The sequence below is a fragment of the Pseudomonadota bacterium genome, from assembly GCA_034189865.1.
GTDB lineage: Bacteria > Pseudomonadota > Gammaproteobacteria > UBA5335 > UBA5335 > JAXHTV01.
In genome coordinates this window covers 1-16,205 of sequence record JAXHTV010000011.1, presented here as the reverse complement: position 1 = coordinate 16,205, position 16,205 = coordinate 1, and the positions used below count along the sequence as shown (strand labels likewise).

The 16,205-nt window shown below is 61.1% G+C and carries 18 protein-coding genes; 12 read left to right on the top strand and 6 right to left on the bottom strand.

The genetic code is table 11. The features are described 5' to 3' along the window. Window positions 1–5: 5 nt before the first annotated feature. The gene (gene amrS / locus SVU69_07095) at window positions 6–1,094 is read right to left on the bottom strand and encodes an AmmeMemoRadiSam system radical SAM enzyme (protein MDY6942766.1); all 1,089 of its coding nucleotides are present in this window, start codon (window positions 1,092–1,094) and stop codon (window positions 6–8) included. Between the two features lie 119 nt (window positions 1,095–1,213). On the opposite strand from amrS, the gene amrB reads away from it, so the two are divergent. The 4 genes from amrB (at window position 1,214) to fghA (ending at window position 4,834) form a co-directional block, all read left to right on the top strand. Beyond that, window positions 1,214–1,999 (top strand): AmmeMemoRadiSam system protein B, encoded by a 786-nt coding sequence (gene amrB / locus SVU69_07090; protein ID MDY6942765.1) that lies wholly within the window; start codon window positions 1,214–1,216, stop codon window positions 1,997–1,999. Window positions 2,000–2,013: 14 nt separating this feature from the next. Continuing rightward, window positions 2,014–2,574: an AmmeMemoRadiSam system protein A gene (amrA, locus tag SVU69_07085; GenBank protein MDY6942764.1), complete on the top strand. Its 561-nt coding sequence runs from the start codon at window positions 2,014–2,016 to the stop codon at window positions 2,572–2,574. A 135-nt stretch (window positions 2,575–2,709) separates the two neighbouring features. Next, window positions 2,710–3,819 (top strand): S-(hydroxymethyl)glutathione dehydrogenase/class III alcohol dehydrogenase, encoded by a 1,110-nt coding sequence (locus SVU69_07080; GenBank protein MDY6942763.1) that lies wholly within the window; start codon window positions 2,710–2,712, stop codon window positions 3,817–3,819. 163 nt (window positions 3,820–3,982) lie between these two features. Continuing rightward, on the top strand, window positions 3,983–4,834 hold the full coding sequence (gene fghA / locus SVU69_07075; GenBank protein ID MDY6942762.1) for an S-formylglutathione hydrolase: 852 nt from the start codon (window positions 3,983–3,985) through the stop codon (window positions 4,832–4,834). A 1-nt stretch (window position 4,835) separates the two neighbouring features. On the opposite strand, the gene SVU69_07070 is transcribed toward fghA, so the two are convergent. After that, on the bottom strand, window positions 4,836–5,930 hold the full coding sequence (locus tag SVU69_07070) for an NAD(P)/FAD-dependent oxidoreductase (protein MDY6942761.1): 1,095 nt from the start codon (window positions 5,928–5,930) through the stop codon (window positions 4,836–4,838). Window positions 5,931–6,073: 143 nt separating this feature from the next. On the opposite strand from SVU69_07070, the gene SVU69_07065 reads away from it, so the two are divergent. Next, the gene (locus tag SVU69_07065) at window positions 6,074–6,496 is read left to right on the top strand and encodes a secondary thiamine-phosphate synthase enzyme YjbQ (protein MDY6942760.1); all 423 of its coding nucleotides are present in this window, start codon (window positions 6,074–6,076) and stop codon (window positions 6,494–6,496) included. 4 nt (window positions 6,497–6,500) lie between these two features. On the opposite strand, the gene SVU69_07060 is transcribed toward SVU69_07065, so the two are convergent. Beyond that, window positions 6,501–7,178 (bottom strand): DUF502 domain-containing protein, encoded by a 678-nt coding sequence (locus SVU69_07060; GenBank protein MDY6942759.1) that lies wholly within the window; start codon window positions 7,176–7,178, stop codon window positions 6,501–6,503. A 212-nt stretch (window positions 7,179–7,390) separates the two neighbouring features. Between SVU69_07060 and SVU69_07055 the strand changes: the two genes are divergently transcribed. Together SVU69_07055 and SVU69_07050 are read left to right on the top strand one after the other, a co-directional pair. After that, window positions 7,391–8,329 carry a class I SAM-dependent methyltransferase gene (locus SVU69_07055; protein ID MDY6942758.1) on the top strand — a complete coding sequence of 313 codons (939 nt, stop codon included), beginning with the start codon at window positions 7,391–7,393 and terminating at the stop codon, window positions 8,327–8,329. Between the two features lie 93 nt (window positions 8,330–8,422). Next, entirely contained in the window at window positions 8,423–8,902 is a 480-nt protein-coding gene (locus SVU69_07050) for a restriction endonuclease (protein MDY6942757.1), read from the top strand. A gap of 23 nt (window positions 8,903–8,925) precedes the next feature. On the opposite strand, the gene SVU69_07045 is transcribed toward SVU69_07050, so the two are convergent. Further along, complete coding sequence (locus SVU69_07045) at window positions 8,926–10,413, bottom strand: hypothetical protein (protein MDY6942756.1); 1,488 nt, start codon at window positions 10,411–10,413, stop codon at window positions 8,926–8,928. Window positions 10,414–10,712: 299 nt separating this feature from the next. Between SVU69_07045 and SVU69_07040 the strand changes: the two genes are divergently transcribed. From SVU69_07040 to SVU69_07025, 4 genes are all read left to right on the top strand, one after another. Continuing rightward, window positions 10,713–12,176, top strand: coding sequence for a phospholipase D-like domain-containing protein (locus SVU69_07040; protein MDY6942755.1), 1,464 nt, complete (start codon window positions 10,713–10,715; stop codon window positions 12,174–12,176). After that, on the top strand, window positions 12,166–12,870 hold the full coding sequence (locus SVU69_07035) for a VTT domain-containing protein (GenBank protein ID MDY6942754.1): 705 nt from the start codon (window positions 12,166–12,168) through the stop codon (window positions 12,868–12,870). The genes SVU69_07040 and SVU69_07035 overlap by 11 nt, the downstream gene beginning before the upstream one ends. 4 nt (window positions 12,871–12,874) lie before the next feature. Beyond that, complete coding sequence (locus SVU69_07030; GenBank protein MDY6942753.1) at window positions 12,875–13,588, top strand: endonuclease/exonuclease/phosphatase family protein; 714 nt, start codon at window positions 12,875–12,877, stop codon at window positions 13,586–13,588. Window positions 13,589–13,687: 99 nt separating this feature from the next. Next, a complete protein-coding gene (locus SVU69_07025; GenBank protein MDY6942752.1) occupies window positions 13,688–14,134 on the top strand; it encodes a hypothetical protein in 447 nt (148 codons plus the stop codon). 52 nt (window positions 14,135–14,186) lie between these two features. Here SVU69_07025 and SVU69_07020 read toward each other — a convergent pair whose 3' ends face one another. After that, window positions 14,187–14,648, bottom strand: a complete 462-nt coding sequence (locus SVU69_07020) for an N-acetyltransferase (protein ID MDY6942751.1) — start codon at window positions 14,646–14,648, stop codon at window positions 14,187–14,189. A gap of 148 nt (window positions 14,649–14,796) precedes the next feature. After that, window positions 14,797–15,672, bottom strand: a complete 876-nt coding sequence (ilvE, locus tag SVU69_07015) for a branched-chain-amino-acid transaminase (GenBank protein ID MDY6942750.1) — start codon at window positions 15,670–15,672, stop codon at window positions 14,797–14,799. Between the two features lie 68 nt (window positions 15,673–15,740). Here ilvE and SVU69_07010 point away from each other — a divergent pair, with 68 nt between their 5' ends. Continuing rightward, window positions 15,741–16,190, top strand: coding sequence for a MarR family winged helix-turn-helix transcriptional regulator (locus tag SVU69_07010; GenBank protein ID MDY6942749.1), 450 nt, complete (start codon window positions 15,741–15,743; stop codon window positions 16,188–16,190). The last annotated feature ends 15 nt before the right edge of the window (window positions 16,191–16,205 follow it).

The following is a 16,205-nucleotide window of genomic DNA, read 5'->3' as shown; positions in this document are numbered from 1 at the left end:
TCGCATCAAGCGAATTCGGCCATCCGCAAGGGCAAGCGCCCGGCGCCCCAGTCACCCGGGCGCTCAGCGAAATGCCCCGCACAGCGCGTGCCGCACCGGCGACAACAGCCATCCGCCGTCAAATTCCACGTATCCAGGACGTACCAATCCCGACCGATCAAGCGCTCTGCGCACGCGTGACAATGCGTCGAGCCGCCGTCGTGGTCATGGACATTACCGGTATAGACGTAACGGATCCCCTTGGAACGGGCGATCTCCCGGGCCTGACGCAAGGTCGCCGCCGGGGTCGGGGGGTGATCCGGCATCCGGTAGTCGGGATGAAACGCCGTGAAGTGCCACGGCACGTCCAGCCCGAGATGGGCCGCCACCCACTCGCTCATCGCGTGTAATTGCGCAGACGAATCGTTGGCGCCCGGGATAATCAACGTGGTGATCTCCAGCCACACGTGGGTCTCGTGCTTGAGATACTGCAGGGTCTCCAGCACCGGCTGCAGATGCGCGCCGGTCGTGCGGTAGTAAAAGTCCTCATCGAAGCCTTTCAAATCCACATTGGCCGCGTCCATGTGCTTGAAAAAAGCCTCCCGGGGGGCGTCGCAAATATACCCGGCCGTGACGGCGACATTGTGCACACCGAGGGCCCGGCAGGCCTGCGCCACGTCCTCCGCGTACTCCAGAAATATCACCGGATCGTTGTAGGTGTAAGCCACACTCTGACAGCCATGAGCCTTGGCCGCTCGAGCGATCTGCTCGGGCATGGCCTGATCGGCCAGCGTATGCATCTGTCGCGATTTGCTGATATCCCAGTTTTGACAGAACTTGCAGGCCAAATTGCAGCCGGCGGTGCCAAACGACAGCACGGGGCTGCCGGGATAGAAATGATTGAGCGGTTTTTTCTCAATGGGGTCGATACAAAATCCACTGGAACGTCCGTAGGTGGTGAGCACCATCTGCTCGCCTTCCCGGGCGCGAACGAAACACAGCCCGCGCTGGCCATCCCGGAGCTTGCAGAAACGTGGACACAGGTCGCACTGCAAGCGCCCGTCCTCCAGCCGATGCCAGTAGCGCCCCGGAACGGTATGGTGAATGTCGGTCATCGTTGTACGTACCAAAAAGCCGAATTCACTCATCAATGGGGGTTATTTTCGTTATTTCAAGCACTTGAAACCGCTCAACAACGACCCCATAACCGGTAAATCAAGCTTGGAGACCTTGCATGGAAACCATACGCCCAGCGGCCGTGTCCGGTGTGTTTTATCCGTCAAACCCCGTGGAACTGCGCGCGACGATCGCCCGGTTGCTCGGCGAGGCCGATGCGGGTGACACGGAACCCGCCGCGATCATCGCGCCCCACGCCGGCTATCTCTATTCCGGCCCGATCGCGGCATCAGCCTTCGCACCGCTTAAAAACCTGAGCACGCCACCACGCCGGATCGCGCTGATCGGTCCGGCCCATCACTACCCGGTTCGGGGAATTGCCGCCCCCCGTGCCACGGCGTTTTCCACCCCGCTGGGTCCCCTCCCGGTCGACCAGACGACGATTGCGGCCCTGAGACGGCGCTGCGGCGTTGTCTATTCCGACCTCGCACATGAGCGTGAACATTGTTTGGAGGTGGAACTGCCGTTTCTGCAAGTACTGTTCGATACGTTCGCCATTGTCCCCTTGCTGGTGGGACAGGCTTCACCGGAGCACGTCCAGGGCGTGATCGAGGCGCTTTGGCAACGGCCCGATACGCTGGTGGTGATCAGCTCCGATCTGTCTCACTACCACGACTATCGCACCGCCAAGAAGCTGGATCGGCTCACCTGCCAAGCCATTGAAAACCTCGCGCCCGAAACCATCGCCGAACATCAGGCCTGCGGCCAACGGCCCGTTGCCGGACTGCTGCTCGCCGCGCGCGGACGCAAACTGTCCGTCTCCACGGCGGATCTTCGCAACTCCGGCGACACGGCCGGTGGCCGTGACCGGGTGGTGGGCTACGGCGCCTGGCAGCTCGCGTGAGGAGAGATCAGTCCATGCACCCCCATGCCGACACACTTTTTCAGCTTGCCCGCCGGGCCATTGAATTCGGGTTGGACAACCACGGGCAGGCGCCAACCGTTCCCCTCAACCCGCTCCCGGAGCCGTTACGGCAGCCTGCGGCCAGCTTTGTCAGCCTCCACATGGACCGCCGCTTGACCGGCTGCATTGGTTCTTTGGCGGCCCACTGCCCGCTGGCGGTGGACGTGGCGGCCAACGCCTGCGCCGCGGCATTTCGCGACCCCCGTTTTGCGGCGCTTGAACGCGGGGAACTGGCCGACACCCAGATCGAAATTTCCCTACTGAGCATCCCCCAGGCCATGGTTTTCGAGTCCGAACAGGATTTACTGAATCAACTGCGCCCCGGGCGGGATGGCCTCATTCTGCGCGAAAGCGGACGCAGCGCCACCTTCCTCCCGGTGGTGTGGTCCACTCTGCCCGAGCCTCACCAGTTCCTGCGTGAACTGAAGCGCAAAGCCGGTTTGCCGGGCGAGTATTGGTCCGAGACCGTTGAAGTGTTGCGCTATCACACCACGCTCCTTTCGGAAGCAGGCTAGCGCCCACAATCCCATCGCGGGATTTTCCCGGTGTTTGGGGCAAGGCTTGTTCACAGCGTCGATCCAGCCTACTTTTAGGCAACGCCGGGAACCGTCCCGGTCCACCAACACCCAAGAACACAAGGACCCATCGGAATGAAATCTCGCGCCGCGATCGCCTGGAAGGCTGCACAACCCCTGGAGATCGTCGAAGTCGACGTGCAAGCCCCCCAGGAAGGCGAGGTGCTCGTCCGCAATGTCGCCACCGGCGTATGCCATACCGACGCGTACACCCTCTCCGGCGCGGACCCGGAAGGGCTGTTTCCGGCGATATTGGGTCATGAGGGCGGCGCCATCGTCATGGAGGTCGGCGCGGGCGTGAGCAGTGTCAAACCGGGCGACCACGTGATTCCCCTCTACACACCGGAGTGCGGCACCTGCCGGTTCTGCCGTTCGGGCAAAACCAACCTGTGTCAGGCCATTCGTGCCACGCAAGGCCAGGGATTGATGCCCGACGGCACCAGCCGCTTCAGCATCGATGGCCGGATGGTTCATCACTACATGGGCACCTCCACCTTTTCCGAGTACACCGTGCTGCCGGAAATCGCGCTGGCCAAGGTCCCGGAGGCCGCGCCGCTTGAGAAAGTCTGCCTGCTGGGCTGCGGCATCACCACCGGTGTGGGTGCGGTGCTCAACACCGCGCGGGTGGAAGCCGGTTCCACCGTGGCGGTCTTCGGTCTGGGCGCCGTGGGCTTGAGCGTGGTGCAGGGGGCCCGAATGGCCGGCGCTGCACGCATTGTGGTCGTGGACATCAACGCAGATAAATTCGAGTTCGCCCGCCAACTGGGCGCCACCGACTGCATTAACCCCACCGAGCACGCCGCGCCGCTGCAAGAGGTGATCATCGAGCTCACCGATGGCGGGGTGGATTATTCTTTCGAGTGTGTCGGTCAGGTCCAGCTGATGCGCATCGCCCTGGAGTGCTGTCACAAAGGCTGGGGGGTATCGACCATCATCGGTGTGGCCGCTGCCGGCGAGGAAATCTGCACGCGGCCGTTTCAACTGGTCACCGGACGGGTCTGGAAAGGCAGCGCCTTCGGCGGCGTCAAGGGGCGCAGCCAACTGCCGGACTACGTCGCGATGTATCTGGACGGCAAACTGGAAGTCGATCGTTTCGTCACCCACACCCTGCCATTGGATCGTATCAACGAGGCATTCGATCTGATGCACGCCGGGAAAAGCATCCGCACGGTGGTCCATTTCTAACACAGCAACGAAGGCGAATCGCGGCCGAAGCCAACAGGCGTCAAGGGCGCCCGCCGGAATCGAGCACGCCCGGCCCAGGCGGCGATGTTTTTCTTCAAGTGAAAGCGACTAGGATGACCCTGATGAATCGTAACCCTCGGATCGACTGCGCATGGGGTTGAGAATGTCCGCACCAGAGCTCATCGAACAGCACCGTCACTTCGACGGTTGGACCCGATTTTATTCCCACGATTCCAGCCAGTGTGGCTGCCCGATGCGCTTCGCCGTCTATCTGCCGCCCCAGGCGGCGCAGCAACGCTGCCCGGTGTTGTATTTCCTCTCCGGTTTGACCTGCACGGAACAGAACTTCATGGTCAAAGCCGGGGCCCAACGCGCGGCCGCTCGACACGGCCTGATTCTGGTTGCGCCGGACACCAGCCCGCGCGGGCTGGGACTACCCGGTGAGGACGACCGCTACGACTTCGGCAGCGGCGCGGGCTTTTACCTCAACGCCCGCCAGTCGCCGTGGTCGGAAAACTACCGCATGTACGACTACGTGATCAGCGAACTGCCCGAGCTGATCGCCGCCCACTTTCCCGCCGACACCGAACGCAGCGGCATCTTCGGGCACTCCATGGGTGGCCACGGGGCATTGGTGGCGCACTTGCGCAATCCGGGGCGATACCGCTCCGTTTCGGCCTTCTCGCCGATATGCAATCCCACTCGCTGCCCCTGGGGCCGCGATGCTTTTACCGGCTATCTGGGGCCGGACGAGCAAAGCTGGCAGGAATATGACGCCACCCACCTGGTGCGGGAAAACGGCAGCACCTTGCCGATTCTCATCGACCAGGGCCTGGACGATGAGTTTCTATCCGAACAGCTTCATCCCCAGCGCTTCGCGACCGCGTGCAAAGCGGCGGGGGTGGAACTCACCTTGCGGGAGCATCCGGGGTACGATCACAGCTACTACTTCATCGCCAGCTTTATCGAAGACCATATCAACCACCACGCCAAAGCCTTAAACGCGGCGACCTGATTCAGGCCAGCAAATCGGCCACGTACTCGCCAATGGCCAAGCTGGCGGTCAAGCCGGGCGATTCGATACCGAACAGATTCACCAATCCCGGCACGCCATGTTGGGCGGGACCATCAATACGAAAATCGGCCGCCGGCTCACCGGGACCGGCGAGTTTGGGGCGAATCCCGGCGAAATCGGGCCGTAAAGCATCGGATGGCAGTCCCGGCCAATAGGCCCGAATGGCCTGTTCGAACGCTGTTTGACAGCCCGCATCCACACCGTAATCTGGCGCGTCCACCCACTGGACATCCGGCCCGAAGCGCGCTTGCCCGGCCAGATTCAGCGTCAAGTGAACGCCCAAACCACCGGATTGCGGCAACGGATACACCAGCTGCGAAAAGGGACACCGCCCCGAGAAGGCGAAATAACGGCCTTTGGCGTAATACAAAGGCGGCACCCACCGCGCCGGCAACCCCGCCAGCGCGCGGGCGAGCTGCGTGGCCGACAGTCCGGCACTGTTGATCAAGCTCCGGCAGCCGAACGCGGTGCCATCCGCCAACTGAACAACGCACTCGCCATTGCCCACACGCCCGCCGGCAACAGGACTGCGCAGCACCACCACCGCGCCGTGAGATTCGGCTTCGGCTTGCAGGGCCTGCATCAAGGCGTGGCTGTCGACAATGCCCGTATCGGGCGAATAGAGCGCCGCCACGCAAGCCAACTCGGGGCATTGCGAGCGGACTTGCCCGCCATCGAGGTACTGAAGCCCGGTCACGCCATTGGCCACGGCCTTGGCCTGCAAGGCCCGCAAATCGGCCTGTTGTGCTTCGCCCGTGGCCACAACCCACTTACCCACGCGCCGGTGGGGTATGGACCGGCTTTGGCAATACGCATAGAGCGCGGTACGACCGGCCAGAGACAGCCGCGCCTTGAGACTGTCAGTGGCGTAGTAAAGACCGGCGTGGATCACCTCGCTGTTTCGGGCGCTGATCTGACTGCCCACAGCCGGCTCGGCCTCCAGGACAACCACCTCCCGTCCGCGCAGGGCGAGGCTGCGGGCTACCGCTAAACCCACCACACCGGCGCCAACAACGACACAGTCCAGCTTGTCCAATGGTTTATCACCGAGCTCGCGCGGGAGATCGTTCTCCCAACGGCAGAATGCTGAATGACCCCGCGCTGAGGAAACCGGCCGATCCCAAGATACAATTGAACGGCAGGGTACGGCATGGCAACGCGCAAATGGGAACGAGCGATATGGTGAAGCAAGAGCAACTGACCATCACGACCCCGGGGCGGGGAACCCACGAAATCACCGACAAGATTCAAGCCATCGTCTGCCAGTCAGGCATCCGCAGCGGCTTGTGCCATGTGTTTCAACATCATACCAGCGCCTCGCTGATTATTTGCGAGAACGCCGACCCCTCGGTTCGCGACGATCTGGAAGCCTTTGCGGCGCGTTTCGCCCCCGATGGCGATCCGCGCTACGCCCATTCCCTGGAAGGCCCGGACGACATGCCCGCCCATATCCGCAGCATCTTCACGCACCCGGATCTCACCTTACCGGTCACCGACGGCCGCTGCGCCCTGGGCACCTGGCAAGGGGTTTTCCTGTGGGAACACCGTCACCACGGACACCGGCGGCGGATTACGGTGACGATTCTCGGCGAATCGACGTGAAACGCTAGGCTGGTTTGTCCTCTTCGGGCAATGAGTACCGCACATAGTCGGGTGCGATGGACCCGCCGGAGATGATAAAGCTCATGGCTTCATCGATGCTCCAATCCAATGACACCAAGTGCCCCACGGGCACAATCTCCACGTAGCCGGAGGTGGGATTCGGTGTGGTCGGCACATAAACCGCCGCCAACTCGGCGCCGGTGGCCTGGTCTTTGAGCACCCGGGTCACAAAGCCCACCGCCTTCATCCGGGGCGTGGGAAACTCGATCAGGACCACCCGTTGCAACTCCCCGTGCTGTTGTTCCAAGGCAGCGAGCAGCTTCTTGGTCCCGCCGTAGACGGTCTGCACCAACGGAATTCGGTGAAACAAGGCATCGACCAGAGCGATCAACCGGCGTCCCACCACGAACGTGGCCACCCAACCGAGAAAGTACAAAGCGATGATAGTCAGACCGGCAGCCGCGCCGGTCTGAACCCAAGGGTGACCCAGCCAATCCAGCGCCGGCACGGCCGACGAGCCATTGACCTGTTTGGACAAGGCGCGAATCCACGGCAGACTAAACGACGACAGCCACGAGAGAATCAGTTGCAAGACCCACCAAGTGATCCACAGCGGCACCACGGTGACCACTCCGGTTAGCAGGTAGCGCTGGGCGCGGGCCATAAAAGAATGTTTCGGCATCGGCTCACCATCCCCGTCCGCGAATCAATCCCGGCCACTCGGCCCGTCATCAGGGGCGATCCGGTGGGGAAATGCTACCGATACGGCCCGCTATCCGCTACCGCCGGGTACGCCAGAGTCAAACGGCAAGGATGGAATGGCTCGGCTATATTTCTCAGTGACGGACCGGATTGATGCCCACGGTCCGAAAGAACCGCTGGAGGATGCCGAGTATGCTGAAGGGAATCAGCAGCTTAACTGCCATCGGCGTGACGTTTCTACGCGCCGCCGCCACCAATTCGCCGGACACCCAAGTGTTCGACGATCCGTATGCGGAACAGTTTTTGCCATACCCCTTGCGCCGCCTGACACACCGGCCCCGTTTTCACCGGCACTTCGCCCGGGCGGTGGGTCGCCGGCCGATCTTACAGGCGCTGATGTCGGTTTTGGTGCGCGCGCGCTACACCGAAGACCAACTGGTCCAGGCGATGAACGAAGGCGTGCGCCAGTATGTGATTCTTGGTGCCGGCTGGGACTCGTTCGTGGTCAGACGCCCCGATTTGGTGGCCGAGCTCAAAGTCTTCGAGTTGGATCACCCGGCCACCCAGAACGCCAAGCGGCGCCGACTGGCGAAGCGGAGCCTTTGCGTACCGGAGAATGTCACCTTCATTCCCATCGATTTTCAACGCCAATCCATTGGCGAGGAATTGCTCAAAAACGGCTTCGACCCCAGCCTGCCCACCTTTGTGAACTGGCTCGGCGTCACCTATTACTTGCCCATCGATATCGTGGCCGACGTGTTCGAAGAGCTGGCCGATTTGTGCGAAGGCGGCGTCGATGTGGTGTTCGATTATCTGGACGCCCGTTACCACCACAACCGCACGGCCATTCGCAGCAGCCAATGGCTGATGCGACTGCTCCGCTCCATCGGCGAACCGCTCGGCACCGCCTTCGATGCCGAAGAATTGGCGTGCGACTTCAATCATATGGGATACATCGTGGTCGAAGATCTGGTGGGGCCGTCTTTACGTCACTATGTTCCGGCGGAGGAACTCGGTCCGTTCCAACCGCGGGGGTACATTCACGTGGCACACGTCCACGCCCCTCCGCAGGCGGCGCCCGACCGGACGCACACGCCACCGACCACCTCCGGCACCGCGCTCGCCACCTAAGGCCACAGATCGCATCGCTTCGTAGCCTGCCGAGAACCGGCACTGCTACAATGGAGCATCCCTTTCCTGCCACCATCGCGTTCCGACCCGAACATGCCGAGCACCCTCGCCGACAACTTAACCGCCATCATCGCCTTGCTTGCGGTGGCGGCCCTATTCGCCTTCGTGGTCTGGCGGATACGACGCCAAAACGGTTGGAGCCTCGAAGGGCTCCGGGAACTGGAATGGCAGAATTTTCAAAAACTGGTGGCCGAAAGTATGCGTCGGCAAGGCTACCGGGTGATTGAACAGCCGCCCAACCCGGAAGCGGACATCAACCTGGTCCTGGCGCGCGAAGGGCGGCGATACCTCATGCAATGCAAGTACTGGCGCGCTCAGTTCGTGGGGCTGGAGCCCTTGCAGTCGTTGTCCGCACTGGTCAAGGCCGAAGGCGCCGCCGGCGCCATCGCGCTGACCACCGGGCATTTCACCACGGACGCCAAAAAGTACGCCGAGCAGGCGGGTATCGAACTCATTGAAGGCGACGGCCTGCACCGGCTGCTCAGCGGTGCAGGACAAACCGCCCCTCGCTAACCCCGCAAGCGGGACCCGGCCCGTTATGGCCGTGGCGGTTTGCCCGCGCGGTCGGACACCGCCCATTGAAAATCCAACCGCATCAGCTCATCGAAAACGGGGTCGTCGAACTGGATATCCACCAAAGGACCGGGACCACCGGCCGCTTCATAAGAGCTGACCGCCTGGGGGGCCGGCTGGACGGCGCCGCTGCGGGGCCAGGCCGCACGGATATGGCAGTTGCGGCAATTGGTGGACACGGGATGACTGGCCGCGAGTTCGATGTAGGGGTTGAACGAAACCGGCAACATCCCGGGAGCGGATTCGATGCCGTACTCCACGGTCAGCAAATAGTGCCGCCACGGGCCCGGCGCTTGCGCTTTGGGGATATCCGGCCGATCGGCCGCGAACGGGCCAACATTCGGTTGATCCGACCACCAAAGGCTTTGCAGAGTCCACTGCGGGATCTCCTTGGTGATGATGTGCATGGCCACCGCCACCAGATAATCTCCGGCCTTGAACGGACGGTTGTACAACCAACAGGCCGAGGCATCCAAAATCGCCCGGTCGCGCGGATCCATGGCCGTTAGAAAACCCGCATCGACCTTTTGATGATAGAACGCATCGACGGGAAAAATCGGCCCCGACGCCAGTTTGGGCTCGATGGGTTTTCCTTGCGAATCGAGGACATGGTAGAGGTAGCGTGTTACGCCGCTCTGCCCGGATCGGGGGCCCTTGGCCCGCGGATCGACGATCACCACCGAATCCCAGGTTTCGTAGCCCGCGTATTGCCCATACCCCGGCGGGAAGTTGTCGCGCCATACCGGCAACGCCGTGAAATCATCGCCCTTCACCGGCCAATACATATTCTTCAGCACAATCGAATCTGCCGGAAAAGGCGCGATATCCTTATCGCCTGCCCCGCCGTTCCAGCGCTTCGTCAGCACATCGCTGTTGTACAGTTGGCGTTGTTGTATCCAGTCGAACGCGCTCCCGTTGTATATCACCCCGGCAATCATGATGTCGCCATTGGACTGGAACCGCGGACCATCCGGCAGCGCCGGGGTTGGGAGCGCGGTGGAACGGCATTGGCCATCGACGATGGTTGGCGGAGGGTAGATCGGGCCGTCGAGATCAATCGGCGTATTGAGCGCATTCTTGCCGCGCAGGCCGTGTTGGGTTTGATCGGCATGGGCATTTCCCGGCTTTTTGATCTCGCCGGGATGCGGTTGATAAGGATAAGTTTGGGTGGCGGTTGGCCATTCCCACCAAATCGGCTGGCCAGCGTCATCTAAGCTGTTGATGCCGGCCCACAACCACCAGGAATGGGCACGCAGGGCGGGCGTATTTTTTTGGCTGATGTCGGTCTGGAGCCGCTCTGGATTCGCGGGCCAGTCGAATCCGGCTGGAAAAGTGGCCGTCTCGGACCGGGAGGCCGTGGCACTGAGCGATTCATCCGCCGAGTTGGCCGTGAGTGGTCCTAGGCCGAGTGTGGCGCTGAGCGCCACGGTTACGTATAAGTGCTGCTTCATTTTTTTGCTCCCGAACACCGCAATGAAATGACCTGCATCCACCCGATAGGCTGCAGAATATCCCGGATTCACGCCGACAAACGCCGACCACTGACCTTGTCGGCTGCGCAGGGACAATATGAAATTTTAGCTAACAGTTTCCACCATGGCCTGAAACGAATCCGCAAGCCCACGCTCGCGATTTAATGCAGCGAGGTGCCAAACCCTTTGGCCGTTGCGATGAACGCTTTACATCACCGCTGCAATTTGGAATCTTGGAACATAACCTCTCACCCGGAATCCACGGGGACACACCCAGCATGTCGTCGACACCCATTCTCAAACCGGGCCGGAATTGCTGGCGAATCGAACGCGCCGAGAAGGTCGCCTTTTTAATCGACGGCCGAAACTACTTTTCCGCGCTCTACGACAGCCTCCTCGCCGCCCGTGAGTGCGTTTTTATCCTCACCTGGGATCTTTTCAGCGGGCTTCGCTTGCGCCCGGAACAATCGGAACCCGAGGTCCCCACGCTGCGGAATTTACTGGATCAGCAGGTGAGAGCCCACGAGCAATTGCGGGTTTTCATGTTGAACTGGGACTACTCCCCCCTATTGGCCCAAGGCCGGGAATGGCTGACCGAGCTTAAATTGGGTTGGACGACTCACGAGCAGCTGTATTTTCGCTTCGATAGCCACTGCCCGTTCGGTGGCGCGCACCACGAAAAGAACGTGATCGTGGACGACCACCTGGCTTATGTCGGCGGCTTGGACTTGGCCCGGGGGCGCTGGGACACCCAGTCACACCAATTAACCGACCCGCGCCGGACCGCGGCGGATGGGCTCGGCGGTCGGCCGCATCACGATGTGCAAGTGTTGGTGCAAGGGCCGGTGGCTGCCGCCGTGGGTGAGTTGGCCCGGCAGCGCTGGCGACACGCCACCGCCAGTGAGACCACCCCGCCCGAACCACCGCCGGCAATCCCCGATGGCGCCCGACCGCCTTGGCCGAAAGGCGTCGAACCGGATCTATGCGATGTCGAAGTCGCCATCGCCCGAACTCGCCCGAAATTGGGAGAGCAAGCAGAGGTTCGGGAAATCGAACAACTCTATCTGGATAGCATCCCCGCGGCGCGGAAGAGTATTTACATCGAAAACCAATACCTCACCACCGACTCCGTCGCCCGGGCGCTGGCTGAGCGCTTGCAAACCCAGGACGGGCCGGAAGTGATTATCGTCTTGCCACTGTGCACCGACGGCTGGCTCTCCCAACAGACCATGGACATGATGCGCGTGCGCATCCTCAATCACCTTCAGGACGCTGACCGCCACAACCGATTGGGGGTCTACTACCCCCATATTCCGGACCTGAACGGCGAAGACAGCATCCGCGTACACACCAAGGCTCTGGTCATCGATGACCGCTTCGTGCGGGTTGGATCGGCCAATATCAACAACCGGTCCATGGGGCTGGATACCGAATGCGATCTGGCCATCGAACTGACACCGGAACAAGCCGTCGAGCAGCGCGGGATCGCGCACTTTCGCGACCGCCTGTTGGCCGAGCATCTGGACACTGACCCGACGACCGTCGCCCGGGCCATCGGCGAGCATGGCAGCATCTTGGCGGCCATCGAGGCCTTGCGTACCCACAATCGCTCGCTGCGCCCACTGATGTCCGAGCTGCCCGAATACCAGGAGGGTTTATTGACCCAACAACAGCTGACCGATCCGGAACAACCCGTCGAACCGGCGGAACTGCTCAAGGCGCTGTTGCTCGATGACGACTGATGGAATCCGACCCCGGCTGTTTGCCGCGCTGGGCGTGGCGCTATTTCTGCTGTTGCTCGCGCTGACCTGGCGTTTTACGCCACTGGGCCAGTGGCTGGAACTGGAGGCTTTACGCCAAGGCATTGAATCCATACGGCAGCAACCCCTCGCCCCGGTCCTGTTGCTGGTGATATTCATCGTGGCGTGTTTGTTGATGGTGCCGGTCACCGCCTTGAACATCGCCATGATCTTGGTGTTCGGACCGTGGTTGGGATTTGCCTACGCAATGACCGGTACGCTGGGTGCCGCCCTGGCCGGCTATACGATCGGCGCCTGGTTGGGAAAAACACTCGGCGCCGACCGGTTGAACAACCGCTTTAAGGCCATCGGCGAGCAGATCGAGCGCAACGGGCTGTTGGCGATCGCCACCGTTCGGATCGTGCCGGTCGCGCCTTTCGCCGTGATCAATCTGGTGGGCGGCTCCTATCGTATCCGACTTTGGGACTATATCCTCGGCACCCTCTTCGGTATGGGTCCGGGCATCGCCGCGCTGGCGTTCTTTGCCGACCGGCTGCGAGCCAGCCTGCAAGACCCCAACTGGCAAACGGTGGCCTCGCTGGTGTTTGCCGGCATCTGCTTTCTGCTGCTCGTTTTCGGGCTCAACCGTCTGGTCTTGCGTTATCGCGCCAACGCCTCCGAACAAACCGAAAGTTGACCCCATGCCGACACAGTCTTTGCGGGTGGCCACCTACAACATCCATGGCTGTGTCGGCACCGACCGATGTTTTGATCCCACACGCGTTCGACGTGTGATCGACCGACTCGAAGCCGATCTCATCGCCCTGCAGGAAGTGGAAACCTATCACCACGGCCGGGATGTTTTGGCCCCTTATCAAGACACCGATGCATGGTATGTAATCTCTGGCCCCACCCTGCGCCGGGAACAAGGCCACTATGGCAATGCGCTCATCACCCGCCTGCCGGTGCAAGACTATCGCCTGATCGATTTGAGCGTGGAGAAAAGAGAAGCCCGCAGCGCGATTCACGCCGCGCTCAGGCATAACGACACCGTGATCGAAGTTTTGGCCACACACTTGGGTCTAAAGCCTTACGAAAGGCGACAACAGGTCCGCCGCCTGATCCAAGCCATGAGCGAGTCGGATTTCCACGCCGATATCACCCTGTTAATGGGCGATTTCAACGAGTGGTTTCTCTGGGGCCGCCCACTGCGATGGCTACGGGCCCATTTTGGCGTGCCCAGTGCCGTACCACGGAGCTTTCCATCCCGGTTCCCTTTGTTTTCGTTGGATCAAATGTGGGTCTCCCCGCCTGCCCGGTTGAGCGACGTCCGAGCGGAGCGCGGTGGCATGGCCCGTGAAGCATCCGACCACCTGCCGCTGATCGCCCAGCTCCACTATGGCGACCAACCCTAACCCACGAACGGAGTGATCGATCTCTTTTTAAGCAGGGCCTATCTAGAAGAATCGTATATCGCTACTATACGGCGCTTTCGCATCACAACGGAGCTGACAATGCGGTCTTTGATCATCGCGGTTCTGGTAGGAATCGTCGCCTTTTGTCTTTCTTATTACTTCATCGGTTTGGACTCGCACGCGCGCTATGGGCGAATGACCGATAAGGCCCAATCACTCATTGGGATACTGACCTTCTTCGGGGCTGCAAGCGCTTTTGTGATCGCGTTCGTTTTCGAAAAAAGAGAACAAATCGCAGCACGCTCGGAACCCACGCCGACCGAGCTTTCCTACGACCAGATCCCCTGGTATCGAAAAACATGGGCCGGGATAGCTTCTTTGCTGCTGTTTCCCCCCATCGTCATCATCGCCGGGCTCACCGGTGATCTTTACCAAAAGCGAGGGGAAGAAGTATTCGCCGTAAGCAAGCTGGTCCGGTTATCGATTGTCGCGACGGGCTGTTTGTCCATGGTAGCGAACACATTGCGGATAATGGCCACCCCGTAGCACCGGAGCGCCTTTCTCCAGCCCGGCAAGAAGGGTAGGGCACGCTAAGGCCCTACTCCACGCGCAATCGGTAGGTGGTGAATCGGGTTCCGAACATCTCGGTTTGGTACACCTCTTTCGCGATTTTGTTCAAAAACCGGTAATTCCGCCGGGTGTGCAGAAAGTGGATCAACACTTCCGCGTGCCCCAGCTCTTTCGCCCAGCGCATCATGTCGTTAAACACTTGGTGGCCCAGGCCCCAAAATCGCTCGTCGATGACGATAGCCAACTCGTAGCTTTCGTTCTCTAATTGAATGCCGCACCACCCGGCCAACGCCCCATCGCACACGATGGCTCTCACCCGGCAACCGGCGGTGGCGTCGACCTCAAGCTTGGCGTTCACCCACGCCGTTACGGTATCCACGGTAAACGGCGGGTGCTGCATCAAGTGTTTGCGGACCTTTTCGCTATTCAAAAAGGGCAGGAGATCCGCTGGGTCGATGTCACTCAAGCGAAGATAGTCCACCGCGTGCATGATGCTAACGATCTCCTGATAGGCCCCACGTGGGGCCGGATGGCTTTTGACGCATTGATCGTGTTCCCATCGACCCGGGCCAGCGCGGCAGCCGCAACTCGCCGTTCTTCAACCCGGCGGCTGAGATCCGACACTAACGCGTGCTCGCTCAGAAATCTCCGGTTTGCTGAACGATAAAATCGGCAAAGGCCCGGGACAACATCCCGTAGACCGGGCCAGGGCAGATCTTCATGCCACGACCGTCAATTTCGCGCACCGGAATCAGCTCAGCGCCGGTTCCGGTGAGAAAGCACTCATCGGCGGTATACAGATCATAAGGTGCCAGACTCACCTCGCGAACCCCCAAGCCCGCCTCTCGCCCCAGTTGCATCACCACACCCCGGGTGATTCCCTCCAGCGCGCCATCGGTGACCGGCGGCGTGAGCAACTCACCGCCTCGCACCACAAACACATTGTCGGCGGTTCCTTCCGCCACCCGGCCTTGAGCATTGAGCATCAGCGCTTCTTCCGCCCCGGCGCGGTTAGCCTCGATCCGCGCGAGAATTTGATTCAGGTAATTCAGGCTCTTAACGCGCGGGTCCAGGCCATCCAGCGGCAACCGGCGGGTGGAGGCGATAACGGCGCAAACGCCCTGCTCGCGAGCCTCGGCACTGATCATCCGCAGACCGTCGGCGATAACAATGAGCTCCGGGTTGCTGCAGCTTGCGGGGTTAATGCCCAGCGCGCCGACACCGCGTGTCACCACCAAACGGATATAGCCGTCCGGCTGCCCGTAAGCCGCAATCACCTCGCTAACGACGCTTGTGATTTCCTGCTCAGACCACGGCAGCGTCAGCGCGATTGCCGATGCCGAGTTCTCCAGCCGACGAAGGTGCGCCGCCAAAAGCAACGGCCGAGCGGAATAGAACCGTATCCCCTCGAAAACGCCATCGCCATAAAGTAGACCATGATCCATCACCGAAACCTTGGCCGACGCCAACGGCAGCACCTGGCCGCCGAGCCAACACACACCATGGGCCGACATATCGCCTCCAACTAAGTCAACATCACTGACCTTTATGATTCTCAGGGGCACGGTGATAGTATGTCAACATGGTTGACTCAAATAGCAGCGAGCGCGAACGACAACTCAACGCCGCCCTGGAGGCAATTCATTTTGGCTTTCGCGCCCTTACCGCCCAGCCCGACGCACGACTCGCCAGCCTGGGCTACTCGCGAATCCACCACCGCATCCTTTTTTTTACAGGCCGCAATTCCGGCTGCAGCATCAACGAGTTGCTGGGCATCATGCAGGTCTCCAAGCAATACCTGCACCGGCCGTTACAACGACTCATCGCGGACGGCCACATACACGTTTGCCCCGACCCCAACGACCGGCGCGTGAAAAGGCTGCAACTGAGCAAGACCGGGAGCAGGCTGGAAAATCAGCTAAGCGGCAATCAGCGGGCACGCTTCGAGCGGGTATTCGCCAAGGCCGGGCCCGAATCCGAAGCAGGCTGGCGGAAGGTCATGGCATTGCTCGCTGAATCCCAGGACGAGTAAACACAAAATAGCGGG